This is a genomic window from Pseudomonas sp. NBRC 100443, from assembly GCF_030268185.1.
Classification (GTDB): domain Bacteria; phylum Pseudomonadota; class Gammaproteobacteria; order Pseudomonadales; family Pseudomonadaceae; genus Pseudomonas; species Pseudomonas citronellolis.
In genome coordinates this window covers 1-16,781 of the sequence record NZ_BSQE01000020.1, presented here as the reverse complement: position 1 = coordinate 16,781, position 16,781 = coordinate 1, and the positions used below count along the sequence as shown (strand labels likewise).

Genomic DNA, 16,781 nt, shown 5'->3' with positions numbered 1-16,781 from the left:
CGGTCGAGCTCGAAGCGCCCTGAAAGCGGATGCTCGCAGCGGCGCGCTACGCCCAACCCCAAAGGCAACTGGCTTCCCGCGTTCCCCCAAAGCACGAAATTTCAAAAAAAATCCAACCAGGGCATTGACTTAGGAAATGCCGCCGGTAGAATGCGCCCCACTTCGAGACGAAGGGTGATTAGCTCAGCTGGGAGAGCATCTGCCTTACAAGCAGAGGGTCGGCGGTTCGATCCCGTCATCACCCACCATCTCGCAAGTTACGCGCAGCGGTAGTTCAGTCGGTTAGAATACCGGCCTGTCACGCCGGGGGTCGCGGGTTCGAGTCCCGTCCGCTGCGCCATCTTCCCCCTCCTGGAGTTCACCACCCCGAACTCGCCGCCACGTAGAGTCAAGGCTCCGTAGCGACAGGCAGGATGGAAGGCCGTAACACCCTTGGACGCAAGTCCAGCCGACGCGCAGCGGTAGTTCAGTCGGTTAGAATACCGGCCTGTCACGCCGGGGGTCGCGGGTTCGAGTCCCGTCCGCTGCGCCATATTCCAAGCCCTCAGGCAGCCATGCCTGGGGGCTCTTTCATTGCGCCGGGAAAAGCCGGCGGTCATGCGCCATTCATCCGCGCCGGCTAGTCTGCATCCATGACCTTGTCGAACGCGATGGGAGGCAGCCATGGACGACTACCAGGAAGAACTGCTCGAAGAACACCGCGCCGAGTGCGATCCGCCGGAGCCGGCGGACGACGCCACCGAGATGTGATCAGCCGGCCTGCCGCTGCGCGCGGCGGTATTCCCCCGGCGGCTGGCCGCTCCAGCGCTTGAAGGCGCGCTGGAAGGCCTCGGCCGAGGCGAAGCCGAGCAGGTAGGCGATCTCGCCGAAGGCCAGGTCGGTGTCGCGGATGTAGATCATCGCCAGGTCGCGGCGCGTCTCGTTGAGGATGCTGCGGAACTGCGTGCCTTCCTCGGCCAGCTTGCGGCGCAGCGTCCAGGTCGGCAGCTTGAGGCGCGCGGCGACCTCTTCCAGGTCCGGCTCGCGGCCGTTGAGCAGCGGCCCCAGCAGTTGCACCACGCGCTCGCGCAGGGTGCGCGTGCGGGTGCGCAGCTCCAGTTCCTTCTCGCAGATTTCCTGCATCTGCCGCCAGGTGCTGGGGCAGTGCTCGCGGTTGCCCAGGGCCAGGCTGGCCTGGTCCAGGCGCAGGCGGTTGGCGCCGGCGGCGAACTCCACCGGGCAGCCGAAGAATTCCTCGTAGCGGGCCGCATAGTCCGGCGCCGGGTACTCGATCTCCACCCGGAGCGGGCGCAGCGGCTGCCCGGCGATGCGCGCCAGGTAGCTGAGCCAGCCGGCCAGCACCGAATCCACCACGAAGCGGTTGTAGGCGTTGTACGGGCTGATGGAATAGAAGCTCAGCCAGGCGCCGCCGGCATCCTCGGTCAGGCTGGAGCGGCCGCGGTAATTCTGCGCGTAGAGCGGTTCGAAGCGGATCAGCGCGCGGCTGGCGGCGCGCAGGTCGGGGGCCAGGGCGGCTGTGACGCCGGGCAGGCCGAGTTGCTGGATGCGGCTGAACTGGCCCATGCGCAGGCCCAGGGCGGGGTCGCCGCTGAGCTGGATGGCCGCGTGGCCCAGGCGCATGTAGCGCGGGATCGACAGGCGCCCGCCGGGTTCGGCGAAGCGCGCTGCGTCCAGCCCGTACTGCAGCAGCAGCGGCTGCGCCGGCACGCCGCGGTCTTCCAGGGCGTCGGCCAGGCCGTGGACGAAGCCTATGGAGAGGTCGCCCAGCCGCATGCCCGGTTGCTTCATGGTCACAGCCAGAGGTTGATCAGGCGTGCGCCCGGGCCGTCTTCGGCGAGCCGCTGGCCGCCACGGTCGACCACCAGGCCGGGGCCGGAGCTGCCCAGATCCCACAGCTGCCCGCGGAGGAACACCGCGATGCCGGCCTGGGCGCCGCTGGCGGCCAGGCGCCCGCCGAGGGCCAGTTGCTGCCAGGCCTGGCCTTCGCTCAGCTCGCCGGGCTTGAGCTGCACGTCGGAAGGCGTGCGCGCGCCGTTGTAGCCGCGCCAGGGCTGTTGCCACTGGCCGTTGCCGGTGAGGAAGGCGGGCACCGCCAGCAGCTCGACCTTTTCCGAGGCCAGCACCGCGTAGTTGATCGGGTACCAGCTGTCGGCGCAGATCAGCACGCCCAGGCGCCCGGCCGGCGTGTCCAGCACCTGCAGGTTGTCGCTGTGGCCGGCGCGGATGAAGGGCTTCTCGTCGTCGATGGGGAAGACCTTGCGCTGCGGCTGGCCCAGCGGCCTGCCGTCGCTGCCGAACACCAGGCTGGCGTTGTACAGGCTGCCGTTGCCGGTGACCAGCACGCCGTCCTCCACCTTGGGGTTGGGCAGGACGATGGAGCCGGCCACCAGGGTGACGCCGAACTGCCGGGCCAGGCCGCCGAACAGCGTCTGGTAGTCGTGGGCCATGTCCACCGCCTTCATGCGGAACAGGGCGTCGGTGAAGCGGTCGCGGCCCTTGGCGATGAGCCAGCCGCGGGCCAGCTTCACCGGGTTGCTGACGGCCATCCACTGCATGGCCTCGGCCAGGTGCCGGGCCTGGTAGACCTCGGGCTTCTCGCCGGCGGCCACCAGCCAGGTGCCGATGTGCTCGGGGAACACCACCACCGTGCGCGGGCCGAGCAGGCCTTCGCTGCGGGCCTTCTCCAGGTAGGCCGCGAGCTTCAGGCGCAGGCGCTCGACGTTCTGGTAGTCGGGGGCGTAGAGCTCGGGCTGCACGCCCAGCAGGTTGCCGCGTGCGGAAGGCGCGCCCTGGTTGAGCACCACCTGGCTGCGCAGGTCGGACAGGTAGTGGCCCACCGGGCGGCGCTCGGCCCAGCCGGCGTAGGCGGCGAAGAGGGTGACCAGGATGAGGAATGTCAGCTTGCGCATGCGGGGCTCCGGGACTGGCTGCCAGGGTAGGGGAGCGGCGCCGGCTTGCCAAGCCGTGCTGTCATCTTCGATCAGTAAGTTGTCATTTCCGGTCATTGAGCGCGCCCTGGGCGCTGCTTAGAGTCTGCCCCATACCGACCGTGGCCCGTCCGAGGCCCCGGCACCATGCCCGATGTGGAGGAATCATGACCGCCGCCCGCTACCCGCACCTGCTCGCGCCCCTGGACCTGGGCTTCACCACCCTGCGCAACCGCACCCTGATGGGCTCGATGCACACCGGCCTGGAAGAGAAGCCCAACGGCTTCGAACGCATGGCCGCCTATTTCGCCGAGCGCGCCCGCGGCGGCGTCGGCCTGATGGTCACCGGCGGCATCGGCCCGAACGAGGAAGGCGGCGTGTACGCCGGCGCAGCCAAGCTGACCACCGCCGAGGAGGCCGAGAAGCACAAGGTCGTCACCCAGGCGGTGCACGAGGCCGGCGGCAAGATCTGCATGCAGATCCTCCACGCCGGGCGCTACGCCTACAGCCCGAAATCCGTGGCGCCCAGCGCCATCCAGGCGCCGATCAACCCGTTCAAGCCGCGCGAGCTGGACGAGGAGGGCATCCAGAAGCAGATCCAGGACTTCGTCACCTGCTCGGCCCTGGCCCAGCAGGCCGGCTACGACGGCGTCGAGATCATGGGTTCGGAAGGCTACTTCATCAACCAGTTCCTGGTCGCCCACACCAACCAGCGCACCGACCGCTGGGGCGGCAGCTACGAGAACCGCATGCGCCTGCCGGTGGAGATCGTCCGCCGCGTGCGTGAGGCGGTGGGGCCGAACTTCATCATCATCTACCGCCTGTCGATGCTCGACCTGGTGGAAGGCGGCAGCACCTGGGACGAGATCGTCCTGCTGGCCAAGGCCATCGAGCAGGCCGGCGCCACCCTGATCAACACCGGCATCGGCTGGCACGAGGCGCGCATCCCGACCATCGCCACCAAGGTGCCGCGCGCGGCCTTCACCAAGGTCACCGCCAAGCTGCGCGGCGAGGTGGGCATCCCGCTGGTCACCACCAACCGCATCAACACCCCGGAAGTGGCCGAGAAGGTGCTGGCCGAGGGCGACGCCGACATGGTCTCCATGGCCCGGCCGTTCCTCGCCGACCCGGACTTCGTCAACAAGGCCGCCGAAGGCCGCGCGGACGAGATCAACACCTGCATCGGCTGCAACCAGGCCTGCCTGGACCATACCTTCGGCGGCAAGCTGACCAGTTGCCTGGTCAACCCGCGCGCCTGCCACGAGACCGAGCTGAACTACATCCCCACCACCCACGTGAAGAAGGTCGCCGTGGTCGGCGCCGGCCCGGCCGGCCTGGCCGCCGCCACCGTGGCCGCCGAGCGTGGCCACCAGGTGACGCTGTTCGACGCCGCCGGCGAGATCGGCGGACAGTTCAACGTGGCCAAGCGCGTGCCGGGCAAGGAAGAGTTCTACGAGACCCTGCGCTACTTCAAGCGCAAGCTGGAGACCACCGGCGTCGACCTGCGCCTGAACACTCGCGTGTCGGTCGACGACCTGGCCAAGGGCGGCTTCGACGAGATCCTCCTGGCCACCGGCATCGTCCCGCGCACCCCGGCCATCCCCGGCATCGACAGCCCGAAGGTGATCAGCTACCTGGACGCCATCCTCGAGCGCAAGCCGGTGGGGCAGAAGGTGGCGGTGATCGGCGCCGGCGGCATCGGCTTCGACGTCTCCGAGTACGTCACCCATGACGGCGAATCCACCAGCCTGGATCGCCACGCCTTCTGGAAGGAGTGGGGCATCGACGAGAACCTGGAAGCCCGCGGCGGCGTCGCCGGCATCCAGCCGCACCCGCATGCCGCGGCGCGCCAAGTGTTCCTGTTGCAGCGCAAGAAGTCCAAGGTCGGCGACGGCCTGGGCAAGACCACCGGCTGGATTCACCGCACCGGGCTGAAGAACAAGCGGGTGCAGATGCTCAACAGCGTGGAGTACCTCAAGGTCGACGACGCCGGGCTGCACATCCGCATCGCCGAGGGCGAGCCGCAGGTGCTGCCGGTGGATACCGTGATCGTCTGCGCCGGCCAGGAGCCGCTGCGCGAGCTGCACGACGGCCTGGTCGCCGCCGGGCAGAAGGTGCACCTGATCGGCGGCGCCGACGTGGCCGCCGAACTGGATGCCAAGCGCGCCATCAACCAGGGCTCGCGCCTGGCTGCCGAACTCTGATCCCTTGCCTTTGCCGCCCGGATGCGCCGTCCGGGCGGCAAAGGGCGGAGCCCGTCACAGTTTTCTGTCTGTCGTACGTCGCCTTCTTACAGCCAGCCGAGTGACTGCCAACCCAGTCACATCGCCTGCGTCACTATTTCCCCTAGACTTGCCCCGGCAGCGGTGCGTTCGAAGCCCGGCTGCCGGCCCCTGTGCGGGCCCAACCCTGTTCGCGACAGTCCAGAGGTCCCGTCATGAGCCTGCAGAAAAAGCCTCAGATGGTCGAGGCCGTGGCCTTCTTCGATGAGCGAGGCATCTGCAAGCAGATGCTCTATCCCGAATTCGAGGCCCTGCTCGACAACGTCGTGCAGATGCACGAGTTCGCCGACCGGCAGATGCGCCTGGCCTATGTGCTGATCAACGGGCGCCTGCAGGTCAAGGCGGCGGTGTTCTTCTACCTGGATTTCGACGAGAACGGCGAGGCCGACCGCGGCTGGAACCTGCCGCTGCGCCAGCTCGCCGACCGCGCCGGGCGCGGCCCGGACATGGGCGCCGGGCCGATCCGCCTGGCCTGCCGCAGCCAGTGCCCGGTGTCCTGGCACCAGATGCACCTGTGGGACCCGAGCCTGGTGACGGGCAACAACCACCTGGTGATGCTGCGCGACGCGATCCGGCGCAACCACCTCGGCCTGCTGGTGGAGGAGGAGCCCGTCGCCGTCGAGCCGCAGCGCCTGAAGGTCGCCGCCGAGCACCAGTGGTACGCGACGCCGGCGCAGGACCCGCAGGAGCAGGCCGAGAAGCTGGCCCAGGCGATGCTGGAAGAACACCGGCAGAAGACCGCCGAGCTGCTCGGCCAGCAGGCCTCGCGCCTGTCCAGCCTGAGCCAGCAGCACGAGCAGGAGCTGCAACGCCTGCGCCTGGGCGCCGAGGAACAGGTCAAGGTGCTGCAGGCCGAACTGGCCGCGCTGCGCGAGGGGCTCAAGCGCGAGGAAGAAATCAATGCCGGCCTGCGCCGCGAGCTGGATGAGCGGGTGGACGGCTTCCAGCGCGGCCGCGAGGAACTGACCGCGCAACTGCGCAGCATCGAGCAGCAGGGGCGCGCGGAGCTGGAGGAACTGCGCACGCAGTTCGAGGGCGAGGCCGATGCGAAGGTCGCGGCGGTGATCGCCCAGTACAAGGAACAACTGGCGCTGCGCGATGCCGAGCTGAGCTACCGCAACGAACTGGACCGCCAGCTGCAGCAGGACAACGAGGCCCTGCGTCGCGAGCTGGCTGCCCAGGCGGCGCGGGCGCAGAGCGATGCGCTGCTGGAGAAGCTGACCTCGCTCGGGGTGATCTTCGTCGTCTATCATCCCGGCGCCGGGCACCTGACCATTCCGCTGCAGGACATCCCGCGCTACCAGGAAAACCCCATGGCCTACGCCGCCGCCAAATGCTTCGTCTCCGAAGCCCAGTACTGCCAGTGGCTGGCCCACTACCAGCAGCCGACCTGCGACGGCCGCCTGTCCAACGGCGAACGCTGCGCGCTGCCGGTCGACCGCGTGGATACCCCGGGCCGCTTCGTCGACGGCGACAGCAACTGCTGCGCCCGGCACAAGACCAGCGGCGGCCTGCGTGGCGTGACCGCGGGCTAGGTGGCTGCCCTGCGATTCCCCGATTGGCGCCCGCTACCTCCCTTGCAACAGCTGCGCCTCGACTGGCTGGAACAAGCTGGCGTCGAGCTGGCACTGTTGCGCCTGGACCTGGTCGACGAGCGGGTGTCCGGCAACAAGTGGTTCAAGCTGGCGCCCTACCTGCGCCAGGCCGCCGAACAGGGCCTGGAAGGCCTGATCAGCCTGGGCGGCGCCCATTCCAACCACCTGCACGCCCTGGCCGCCGCCGGCCAGCGCTTCGGCTTCGCCACCGTCGGCCTGCTGCGCGGAAACGAACAGGACACGCCCACGGTGCGCGACCTGCGCGCCTGGGGCATGCAACTGCACTGGCTCGGCTACGCCGGCTACCGCGAGCGCCATGCCGAAGGTTTCTGGGCGCCCTGGCGCGAACGCTACCCACACCTGCTGGCGGTGGACGAGGGCGGTGGCGGTTTGCCCGGCGCGCTGGGTTGCGCGCCATTGGTGGAACAGTTGGGTGAGCAATTGCCGGGCATCGGCTGGAACGGTTACGACCAGCTCTGGGCCGCCTGTGGCACTGGCACCACCCTGGCCGGGCTGGTGCTGGGCGAGCAGGGCGCGCACCCGCTGATCGGCGCCCTGGCGGTGCCGCCTGGCCATGGCGTGGAAGCCATGCTGCCGCGGCTGCTGGCCGAGGCGGGGCATGAAGACGCCGGTTATCGTCTGCTGAACGCCAGCCGCGGCGGTTTCGGCAAGGTGGATGCCGGGCTGGTGCACTTCATGGCTGACTTCGAGGCCGCAACCGGCGTGCCGCTGGAGCCGCTGTACACCGGCAAGCTGCTGCTGGCCCTGCACGACGAGGTAAGCGCCGGGCGGGTGCCCCGCGGCAGCCGCCTGGTCGCCGTGCACAGCGGCGGCCTGCAGGGTAGGCGGACGATGGAAGAGCGTTTGCGGCGATTGCCGTAGGGTATTCGTTCGCGTCGGACGGATATATCGGCGCGGATCGCGGATAAGATCCGCTACGACCCACCCACGTCATTCGCGCGCCCTGCGCGCGGAATCGCGGGCAGGGCGCGCTACAGGTGTAGGCCGTACTCCACGGCGAACACGTAGGGCACGGTTGTAGGCGCGACTGTCTTGCCGACCGCGCCGAGATGCTCTTCGTAGGATGGGTTGAGCTTGCGAAACCCATGCTGCCATGGCGATGGGTATCGCTTCGCTCAACCCATCCTACGGAACCACCCCGCCGCTCCGGGCAGCCATCAGTGGGAATAGCCGTTATGCACCCGCGGCCACTGGTCACCGACCAGGAACAGCCGTTCGGCCTCGTACCATTCCCCCTGCTGTTCCTCCAGGCGCACCAGCAACTGCGGGAAGGCATCCGCCGGCAACTGCGCCAGCCAGGCGTCGAAGCGCTCCGGCGTCCAGCTCTGCTCGGCGGTCTTGCGCGCCGGAGCCAGCCATTCGCTGCGTGGCAGCGGCTGCCAGCGCCCCGTGCCCTGGGCGCGGTACAGCGGCCAGTGACTGCGGTGCAGCCAGGAGCCGCTCAGGTGATCGGGGTTGGCGCCCTCCGGCGCCGCGCACTCGCCGGGCCAGGGGTAGAACAGGTAGCCGCCCAGCCAGAGCGCGGCTTGCACCGGGGCGCTGCTGAAACCGGCGATCAGGGCGCGGCCGTGCGGGGTGGAGGAGAGCGGTAGCTGGTGCTCGCGCAGGTGGCGCAGCTTGTTCGCCAGGCGGTCTTCGGCGCCGGGGCCGAGCCAGTCTTCCGGGCCTTCGCGGCTGGGGCCCAGGTAGAGCTTGATGGCCAGCTCCAGGTGGTGCAGGCCGTCGTCGTCCTCCAGCAGCAGGTCCAGCTCGCCCAGGGTGTGGCCGTTGTCGCGCACCGCCAGGTTGGCGCCGAGCAGGCGCAGGTCCGGAGCCTGTTGCAGGGCGAACTGCCAGAGGCGTTCGTAGTAGCGGCCCAGGCGTTGTTGCGGCGAACGCTGCAGCCAGGCTTGCAGCGCTTCGCTGTGCCTTTCCTGTTCGCGCAGCCAGCCGCCCAGAAGCTCCGGCTCGGCCAGCCAGCGGCTCGCCGCCAGCGGATGACGCAGGGGCAGGGCGCCACCGGCATCCAGCAGGGGTTCGCCGAGCAGGGTCCAGGCGAGGTCGCGTACCGCGGGTTGGCGCAGTTCGGCTAGCAGCTCAGCGAGCAGGTAGGCGGTCGACTTCATCCGTGCAGCCTAGCCGAACGCCCGCGCTGGTGCGCGGGTTTGCCGCTGTTCGGGGGTTTCCCCCATAATTCCGGGCACTACCCGCTCGCACCCGCCGCCTGGAGTCTCATGGAATCCTTTCGCAATATCGGCATCATCGGCCGCCTCGGCAGCACCCAGGTGCTGGAAACCATCCGCCGGCTGAAGCGCTTCCTGACCGAGCGGCACCTGCACGTGATCCTCGAGGACACCATCGCCGAAGTGCTGCCCGGCCACGGCCTGCAGACCTGCTCGCGGAAGATCATGGGCGAGATCTGCGACCTGGTCGTCGTCGTCGGCGGCGACGGCAGCATGCTCGGCGCGGCGCGCGCGCTGGCCCGGCACAAGGTGCCGGTGCTGGGCATCAACCGCGGCAGCCTGGGCTTCCTCACCGACATCCGCCCGGACGAGCTGGAGACCAAGGTGGACGAGGTGCTCGGCGGCCAGTACATCGTCGAAAGCCGCTTCCTGCTCGACGCCCAGGTGCGCCGCCACGGCGAATCCATCGGCCAGGGCGACGCGCTCAACGACGTGGTGCTGCACCCCGGCAAGTCGACGCGGATGATCGAGTTCGAGCTGCACATCGACGGCCAGTTCGTCTGCAGCCAGAAGGCCGACGGCCTGATCGTCGCCACGCCCACCGGCTCCACCGCCTACTCGCTGTCCGCCGGCGGCCCGATCATGCATCCGAAGCTGGACGCCATCGTCATAGTGCCGATGTACCCGCACACCCTGTCCAGCCGGCCGATCGTGGTCGACGGCAACAGCGAGCTGAAGATAGTGGTGTCGCCGAACATGCAGATCTACCCGCAGGTCTCCTGCGACGGGCAGAACCACTTCACCTGCGCGCCGGGCGACATGGTCACGGTGAGCAAGAAGCCGCAGAAGCTGCGCCTGATCCACCCGATAGACCACAACTACTACGAGGTCTGCCGGACCAAGCTCGGCTGGGGCAGCCGGCTGGGGAGCAGCGAGTGAGCGAACTCGACCCGGGCCGTGGCTACGACCTGATCGGCGATGTCCACGGCTGCGCACACACCCTCGACCGCCTGCTGGAGCGGCTGGGCTACCAGTTGCACGGCGGCGTCTGGCGCCACCCGCGGCGCCAGGCGCTGTTCCTCGGCGACATCGTCGACCGCGGCCCGCGCATCCGCGAGGCCCTGCACCGGGTGCACGACATGGTCGCCGCCGGCGAGGCCCTGTGCATCATGGGCAACCACGAGTACAACCTGCTCGGCTGGTCCACCCCGGCGGCGCCGGGCAGCGGCCGCCAGTACCTGCGCGAGCACACCCCGCGGCACGCGCGGCTGATCCAGGAAACCCTCGACCAGTTCGAGGGCCACCCCGGCGACTGGCGCGACTTCCTCGGCTGGTTCCGGCGCCTGCCGCTGTTCCTCGACGCCGGGCGCTTCCGCATGGTCCACGCCTGCTGGGACAACGAGCTGATCGACTCGCTGCGCCGGCAGTTCCCCGACGGGCGCATCGACGAGGCCTTCCTGCAGTCCTCCGCCGAGCACGGCAGCTTCGCCTACCAGGTGTGCAACCGCCTGCTGCGCGGCACCGACATGCGCCTGCCCAACGGCATGACCCTGACCGGCAGCGACGGCTTCACCCGCGCGTTCTTCCGCACCAAGTTCTGGGAAGAGGACCGCGAGCCGGAGACCTACGGCGACATCGTCTTCCAGCCCGACGCGCTGCCCGACGAGGTGGCCGCCGAGCGCCTGAGCGCCGAGCAGAAGTCCAGCCTGCTGAGCTACGGCGCCGACGAGCCGTTGCTGTTCGTCGGCCACTACTGGCGTCGCGGCACGCCGGCGCCGATCCGCCCGAACCTGGCCTGCCTGGACTACAGCGCGGTCATGTACGGCAAGCTGGTGGCCTACCGGCTGGACCAGGAAACGCGCCTGCAGCGCGACAAGTTCGTCTGGGTGGACGTGAAGCGTCCGGGAGAGGATGAGTGAGCGCGGTAGTGGCCATGCGCCTGCCCCTGGCGGCGGACCTCGCCGGTTTCGTCGGCCTGCTGCAACGCCTGAACCTGCCCTTCCGGGTCAGCGAGGAGGCCGGCGAACAGGTGCTCTGGGTGCCGGACGAAAGCCTGGCCGAGCAGGTGCGCGACCTCTACCGGCGCTACCCGCAGGGCGACCCCGAGCTGGCTTCCAATACCTTGCCGCAGCGCCGCGGCCCGGGCTTCCTGGCCCAGGTGCGGGCCAGCAGGGTGACCGCCGCGGTGCTGCTGGTGACCTTCGCGGTCGCCGCCCTGACCCTGCTCGGCGGCAACCCGGACACCCTGCGCTGGTTCACCTTCCAGGACTTCCAACTGGTCGGCAGCGACCGGGTGCTGTTCCAGCCGCTGGCCGAGGGCCTGGCGGCGGGGCAGTGGTGGCGCCTGTTCACGCCCATGCTGATCCACTTCGGCTGGCTGCACCTGGCGATGAACGCCATGTGGTACTGGGAACTGGGCCGGCGCATCGAATACCGCCAGGGCGGCGTCATGCTGCTGGGCCTGAGCCTGGGCTTCGGCCTGGTGTCCAACGTCGTGCAGTACCTGGCCTCCGGGCCGAGCCTGTTCGGCGGCCTGTCCGGCGTGCTCTACGGCCTGCTCGGGCACTGCTGGATATTCCAGCTGCTGGCGCCGACCCCGGCCTACCGCCTGCCCAGGGGCGTGGTGGCGATGATGCTGATCTGGCTGCTGGTGTGCCTGTCCGGCGTCATCGACCTGCTGGGCTTCGGCTCCATCGCCAACGGCGCCCACGTCGGCGGGCTGGCGATCGGCTGCCTGACCGGCGCGCTGGGCGGCATGCTGGCGCGCGGGCGCCAGGCCTGATCCTTGGCGCCGTAGGATGGCGTTGAGCGAAGCGATACCCATCGCCGCAACATCCAATTCATCACCGGCACCAGGGTTATCGGTTTCCCGCATGACCGCGAGCAGGCCGGCGGCCACGGCCAACCGGCGTATAACGCGGAGCGTCATACGCCCTACGTCCATGCCACCGTTTGACCTCTGTTCGTGCGCCAGGCCGCCCGGCCCGGTAGAATGCCGGTTTTGCCCCCAGCAGGAGCCGGCCCCATGTCGTCCTTCGCCGAAACCATCGAGAACATCACCCCGGAAATCTACGAGAGCCTCAAGCTCGCCGTGGAGATCGGCAAGTGGCCGGACGGCCGCAAGCTCACCCAGGAACAGAAGGAGCTGTGCCTGCAGGCGATGATCGCCTGGGAGCTGCAGAACCTGCCCGAGGACCAGCGCACCGGTTACATGGGCCCGCAGGAGTGCGAGTCCCACGCCGAGCCGATCCCCAACATCCTCTTCTCGTCCAATTCGCTGCACTGATGGCCGGGCTTTGATGGAAGAGCTAGGACGCGGCGCCCTGAGCAAGATGTCGGCGCGCCTTGAAAGCCCCGTGCAGTACGCCTTCCGCCTCGGCGAGGAGGAAATCGCGGTCAACCCGCTGATCGGCAAGACCCTGCGCCTGGAATACCTGGGCGCCATCCACTGCTGCCATTGCGGGCGCAAGACGAAGAAGAGCTTCAGCCAGGGCTACTGCTACCCCTGCTTCACCAAGCTGGCGCAGTGCGACAGCTGCATCGTCAGCCCGGAGAAGTGCCACTACGACGAAGGCACCTGCCGCGAGCCTGCGTGGGGCGAGCGTTTCTGCATGACCGACCACGTGGTCTACCTGGCCAACTCCTCGGGCGTGAAGGTGGGCATCACCCGCGCCACCCAGGTGCCGACGCGCTGGATCGACCAGGGCGCGCGCCAGGCGCTGCCGATCCTGCGGGTGGCCACGCGCCAGCAGTCCGGGCTGGTGGAAGACCTGCTGCGCAGCCAGGTGGCCGACCGCACCAACTGGCGCGCCCTGCTCAAGGGCGAGGCCGAGCCGCTGGACCTGGCGGCCATCCGCGAGCAGCTGTTCGACCACTGCGCCGAGGGCCTGCGCGAGCTGCAGCAGCGCTTCGGCCTGCAGGCCATCCAGCCGGTGAGCGACATCGAGCCGATCGAGATCCGCTACCCGGTGCAGGCCTACCTGGCCAAGATCACCAGCTTCGATCTGGACAAGACGCCGGTGGTGGAGGGTACCCTGCAAGGCATCAAGGGCCAGTACCTGATCTTCGACACCGGCGTCATCAATATCCGTAAGTACACAGCTTATCAGCTAGCCATCAGCTATAAGCCTCAAGCGGCAAGCTGAGCCGGCGAACCACGAACTTGCGGCTTGAAGCTCGAAGCTTGAAGCTGCCCGGAGGGCCACATGCGCACTGATCAACCGAAAGTCATCTACCTCAAGGACTACCAGGCGCCCGAGTACCTGATCGACGAGACCAACCTGACCTTCGAGCTGTACGAGGACCACACTCTGGTCCACGCGCAACTGGTCATGCGCCGCAACCCCGAGCGCGGCGAGGGCCTGCCGCCGCTGGTGCTCGACGGCCAGCAGCTGGAGCTGCAATGGGTGGCCCTGGACGACCGCGTGCTGGAAGAGGGCGACTACCAGCTGGACGAGAACCACCTGACGCTGCAGCCGACCGCGAAACAGTTCACCGTCGACAGCACCGTGCGCATCCACCCGGAGAAGAACACCGCGCTGGAAGGCCTGTACAAGTCCGGCAAGATGTTCTGCACCCAGTGCGAGGCCGAGGGCTTCCGCAAGATCACCTACTACCTCGACCGCCCGGACGTGATGAGCAGCTTCACCACCACCGTCTCTGCCGAGCAGCATCGGTACCCGGTGCTGCTGTCCAACGGCAACCCGGTGGCCAGCGGTTCGGAAGAGGATGGGCGGCACTGGGCCACCTGGCAGGACCCGTTCAGGAAGCCGGCCTACCTGTTCGCCCTGGTCGCCGGTGACCTCTGGGCGGTGGAAGACACCTACACCACCCTGAGCGAGCGCGAAGTCGCCCTGCGCATCTACGTCGAGCCGGAGAACATCGACAAGTGTCAGCACGCCATGGACAGCCTGAAGAAGGCCATGCGCTGGGACGAGAAGGTCTACGGCCGCGAGTACGACCTGGACATCTTCATGATCGTCGCGGTCAACGACTTCAACATGGGCGCCATGGAGAACAAGGGGCTCAACATCTTCAACTCCAGCTGCGTGCTGGCCAAGGCCGAGACCGCCACCGACGCCGCGCACCAGCGCGTCGAGGGCGTGGTGGCCCACGAATACTTCCACAACTGGTCGGGCAACCGCGTGACCTGCCGCGACTGGTTCCAGCTGTCGCTCAAGGAAGGCTTCACCGTGTTCCGCGACAGCGAGTTCTCCGCCGACATGAACTCGCGCACCGTCAAGCGCGTGGAGGACGTGGCCTTCCTGCGCACCAACCAGTTCGCCGAGGACGCCGGCCCCATGGCCCACCCGGTGCGCCCGGACTCCTTCATCGAGATTTCCAACTTCTACACCCTGACCGTCTACGAGAAGGGCTCGGAAGTGGTGCGCATGATCCACACCCTGCTCGGCGCCGAGGGCTTCCGCAAGGGCACCGACCTGTACTTCGAACGGCATGACGGCCAGGCGGTGACCTGCGACGACTTCGTCAAGGCCATGGAAGACGCCAACGGCGTCGACCTGACGCAGTTCAAGCGCTGGTACAGCCAGGCCGGCACCCCGCGCCTGGCGGTGGAGGAAAGCTACGACGCCGCCGCCCAGAGCTACACCCTGACCTTCCGCCAGAGCTGCCCGCCGACCCCGGGCCAGAAGGACAAGCAGCCCTTCGTCATCCCGGTGGAAATGGGCCTGCTCGACCACCTGGGCAACTCGCTGCCGCTGCGCCTGGCCGGCGAGGAACACGCCCACGGCAGCAACCGCGTGCTGCAGGTGACCGAGGCCGAGCAATCCTTCACCTTCGTCGGTCTGGCCGAGAAGCCGCTGCCGTCGCTGCTGCGCGGCTTCTCCGCGCCGGTGAAGCTGAGCTTCCCCTACGACCGCGACCAGCTGATGTTCCTCATGCAGTACGACGAGGACGGCTTCAACCGCTGGGAAGCCGGCCAGCAGCTGTCGGTGCAGGTGCTCCAGGAACTGATCGGCCAGCACCAGCGCGGCGAGCAACTGGTGCTCGACGAACGTCTGATCGCTGCCTTCCACACCCTGCTGCAGGACAACGCCCTGGACCAGGCGATGGTCGCCGAGATGCTCTCGCTGCCCAGCGAGGCCTACCTCACGGAGCTGAGCGAAGTGGCCGACGTCGAGGCCATCCACGCCGCCCGCGAATTCGCCCGCAAGCGCATCGCCGAGGCCCTGCGCGAGCCGCTGTGGCAGCGTTACCAGGCCAACCGCGAAGCCTCGCGCAAGACGCCGTACCTGGCCGAGGCCGAGCACATCGCCCGGCGCAGCCTGCAGAACATCGCGCTGTCCTACCTGATGCTGGTGGGCGGCGACGAAGTGCTGGCGGCCTGCCTCGAGCAGTACGAGGCCTGCGATAACATGACCGAACGCCTGACCGCCCTGGCGGTGCTGGTCAACTCGCCGTATGACGACGAGAGGGCCAAGGGCCTGGAAATGTTCGCCGACTACTTCAAGGACAACCCGCTGGTGATGGACCAGTGGTTCAGCGTTCAGGCCGGCTGCACCCTGCCCGGCGGCCTGGAGCGCGTGCAGGCGCTGATGGGCCACCCGGCCTTCACCCTGAAGAACCCGAACAAGATCCGTGCCCTGATCGGCGCCTTCGCCAACCAGAACCTGGTCAACTTCCACCGCGCCGACGGCGCGGGCTACCGCTTCCTGGCCGACCAGGTGATCACCCTCAACGCGCTCAACCCGCAGATCGCCTCGCGCCTGCTGGCGCCGCTGACCCGCTGGCGCAAATACGCCCCGGCGCGCCAGGCCCTGATGCGCGCCGAGCTGGAGCGCATCCTGGCCTCCGGCGAGCTGTCCAGCGACGTCTACGAGGTGGTCAGCAAGAGCCTCGCCTGACGCTGCTCTTGGCTGACGAAAAAAGGTGTTATCGGCCCTGCCGGTAACACCTTTTTTTCGCCTGTGGACTTGCTGTCTCGCCAATCGCGCCGAGGCGTTCTTCGTAGGATGGGTTGAGCCTGCGAAACCCATCGGACCCTGGCGATGGGTATCGCTTCGCTCAACACCATCCTACGGTGCCCTCCTGCCAGGCAGGGGCAAGGGTTTCGCCGACAGCGCCGAGGTGCTTTTCGTAGGATGGGTTGAGCCTGCGAAACCCATGCTGTCGTGGTGATGGGTATCGCTGCGCTCAACGCCATCCTACGGTGGTGCTCCTCCTGCCATGCAGGCCGACGGCGCCGAGGCGCTTTTCGTAATTGGATGGACTCACCCTCACCGAGGCGTCGAGGCGCCACGGTGGCGGTCTAAGAAGCCACCGACAGTGAGGGTGAGTCCATGAAAAAGCATACGACGATGAATAAGCCGATGTCTGCAACCGATGTATCGGTGTGCATGACAGTCGCCGTGGATCTGGCGAAAAAGGTCTTCCAGGTGGCGGGGGAAGACGCCCAAGGTCAACTGGCGTACGAACAGCGAATCAAGTCGCGTGAAGCGTTTCAGGTGTTTCTGCAGAAGCTGCCGGAGGGCGTGACGGTGCTGATGGAGACCGGCCCTGGAGCACAAGCCTGGGCTCGGCTGCTGCAGGCGCAGGGCAACCTGGTGCGTATCCTGCCGGCCCAGCGGGTGGCCGAGCACCGGAGCGGAGCGAAGAATGATCGCAATGATGCCCACGCCATTCTGCGGGCGGGCCGGGATAGCAGTATTGCGTCGGTACCGGTGAAGAGCGTCGCGGCACTGGCGATGCAGGCCTGGCACCGTGTCCGGCGGGGCTATGTGCGGCGGCGCACCGCCATGGGTAATCAGATCCGCGGGCTGCTGCTGGAGCAGGGTA

The 16,781-nt window shown here is 68.1% G+C and carries 13 protein-coding genes and 3 tRNA genes; 13 read left to right on the top strand and 3 right to left on the bottom strand.

Annotation, left to right across the window (positions count from 1 at the left end):
• The first annotated feature begins 172 nt into the window (after window positions 1-172).
• From QSJ95_RS23525 to QSJ95_RS23515, 3 genes are all read left to right on the top strand, one after another.
• Window positions 173-248 (top strand) — tRNA-Val (locus QSJ95_RS23525).
• A 15-nt stretch (window positions 249-263) separates the two neighbouring features.
• A tRNA-Asp gene (locus QSJ95_RS23520) sits at window positions 264-340 on the top strand.
• 115 nt (window positions 341-455) lie between these two features.
• Window positions 456-532, top strand: a tRNA-Asp gene (locus QSJ95_RS23515).
• 218 nt (window positions 533-750) lie between these two features.
• On the opposite strand, the gene QSJ95_RS23510 is transcribed toward QSJ95_RS23515, so the two are convergent.
• Window positions 751-1,788: an AraC family transcriptional regulator gene (locus QSJ95_RS23510; RefSeq protein ID WP_285645645.1), complete on the bottom strand. Its 1,038-nt coding sequence runs from the start codon at window positions 1,786-1,788 to the stop codon at window positions 751-753.
• Between the two features lie 2 nt (window positions 1,789-1,790).
• On the bottom strand, window positions 1,791-2,909 hold the full coding sequence (locus QSJ95_RS23505; RefSeq protein ID WP_285645642.1) for a carbon-nitrogen hydrolase family protein: 1,119 nt from the start codon (window positions 2,907-2,909) through the stop codon (window positions 1,791-1,793).
• Window positions 2,910-3,094: 185 nt separating this feature from the next.
• Here QSJ95_RS23505 and QSJ95_RS23500 point away from each other — a divergent pair, with 185 nt between their 5' ends.
• The 3 genes from QSJ95_RS23500 (at window position 3,095) to QSJ95_RS23490 (ending at window position 7,686) form a co-directional block, all read left to right on the top strand.
• The gene (locus QSJ95_RS23500; protein ID WP_285645640.1) at window positions 3,095-5,131 is read left to right on the top strand and encodes an NADPH-dependent 2,4-dienoyl-CoA reductase; all 2,037 of its coding nucleotides are present in this window, start codon (window positions 3,095-3,097) and stop codon (window positions 5,129-5,131) included.
• 233 nt (window positions 5,132-5,364) lie between these two features.
• Entirely contained in the window at window positions 5,365-6,744 is a 1,380-nt protein-coding gene (locus tag QSJ95_RS23495; protein WP_058072007.1) for a hypothetical protein, read from the top strand.
• 42 nt (window positions 6,745-6,786) lie between these two features.
• Window positions 6,787-7,686 carry a 1-aminocyclopropane-1-carboxylate deaminase/D-cysteine desulfhydrase gene (locus tag QSJ95_RS23490; RefSeq protein ID WP_285645638.1) on the top strand — a complete coding sequence of 300 codons (900 nt, stop codon included), beginning with the start codon at window positions 6,787-6,789 and terminating at the stop codon, window positions 7,684-7,686.
• 296 nt (window positions 7,687-7,982) lie between these two features.
• On the opposite strand, the gene QSJ95_RS23485 is transcribed toward QSJ95_RS23490, so the two are convergent.
• Window positions 7,983-8,930 (bottom strand): DUF1853 family protein, encoded by a 948-nt coding sequence (locus tag QSJ95_RS23485; protein WP_285645637.1) that lies wholly within the window; start codon window positions 8,928-8,930, stop codon window positions 7,983-7,985.
• A 108-nt stretch (window positions 8,931-9,038) separates the two neighbouring features.
• On the opposite strand from QSJ95_RS23485, the gene QSJ95_RS23480 reads away from it, so the two are divergent.
• The 7 genes from QSJ95_RS23480 to QSJ95_RS23450 form a co-directional block, all read left to right on the top strand.
• Window positions 9,039-9,926: an NAD(+) kinase gene (locus QSJ95_RS23480; protein ID WP_009621081.1), complete on the top strand. Its 888-nt coding sequence runs from the start codon at window positions 9,039-9,041 to the stop codon at window positions 9,924-9,926.
• Window positions 9,923-10,906: a metallophosphoesterase gene (locus tag QSJ95_RS23475; protein ID WP_009621082.1), complete on the top strand. Its 984-nt coding sequence runs from the start codon at window positions 9,923-9,925 to the stop codon at window positions 10,904-10,906. The genes QSJ95_RS23480 and QSJ95_RS23475 overlap by 4 nt, the downstream gene beginning before the upstream one ends.
• Complete coding sequence (locus QSJ95_RS23470; RefSeq protein WP_285645632.1) at window positions 10,903-11,769, top strand: rhomboid family intramembrane serine protease; 867 nt, start codon at window positions 10,903-10,905, stop codon at window positions 11,767-11,769. Before QSJ95_RS23475 ends, QSJ95_RS23470 begins: the two co-directional genes overlap by 4 nt.
• A 243-nt stretch (window positions 11,770-12,012) precedes the next feature.
• Window positions 12,013-12,273 (top strand): YeaC family protein, encoded by a 261-nt coding sequence (locus QSJ95_RS23465; protein ID WP_009621084.1) that lies wholly within the window; start codon window positions 12,013-12,015, stop codon window positions 12,271-12,273.
• 13 nt (window positions 12,274-12,286) lie between these two features.
• On the top strand, window positions 12,287-13,132 hold the full coding sequence (locus QSJ95_RS23460; protein WP_285645628.1) for a DUF2797 domain-containing protein: 846 nt from the start codon (window positions 12,287-12,289) through the stop codon (window positions 13,130-13,132).
• Between the two features lie 60 nt (window positions 13,133-13,192).
• A complete protein-coding gene (gene pepN, locus QSJ95_RS23455) occupies window positions 13,193-15,850 on the top strand; it encodes an aminopeptidase N (protein ID WP_285645626.1) in 2,658 nt (885 codons plus the stop codon).
• 492 nt (window positions 15,851-16,342) lie between these two features.
• Window positions 16,343-16,781 (top strand): IS110 family transposase (locus QSJ95_RS23450; protein WP_502945315.1); only part of this gene is annotated, 439 nt, incomplete at its 3' end.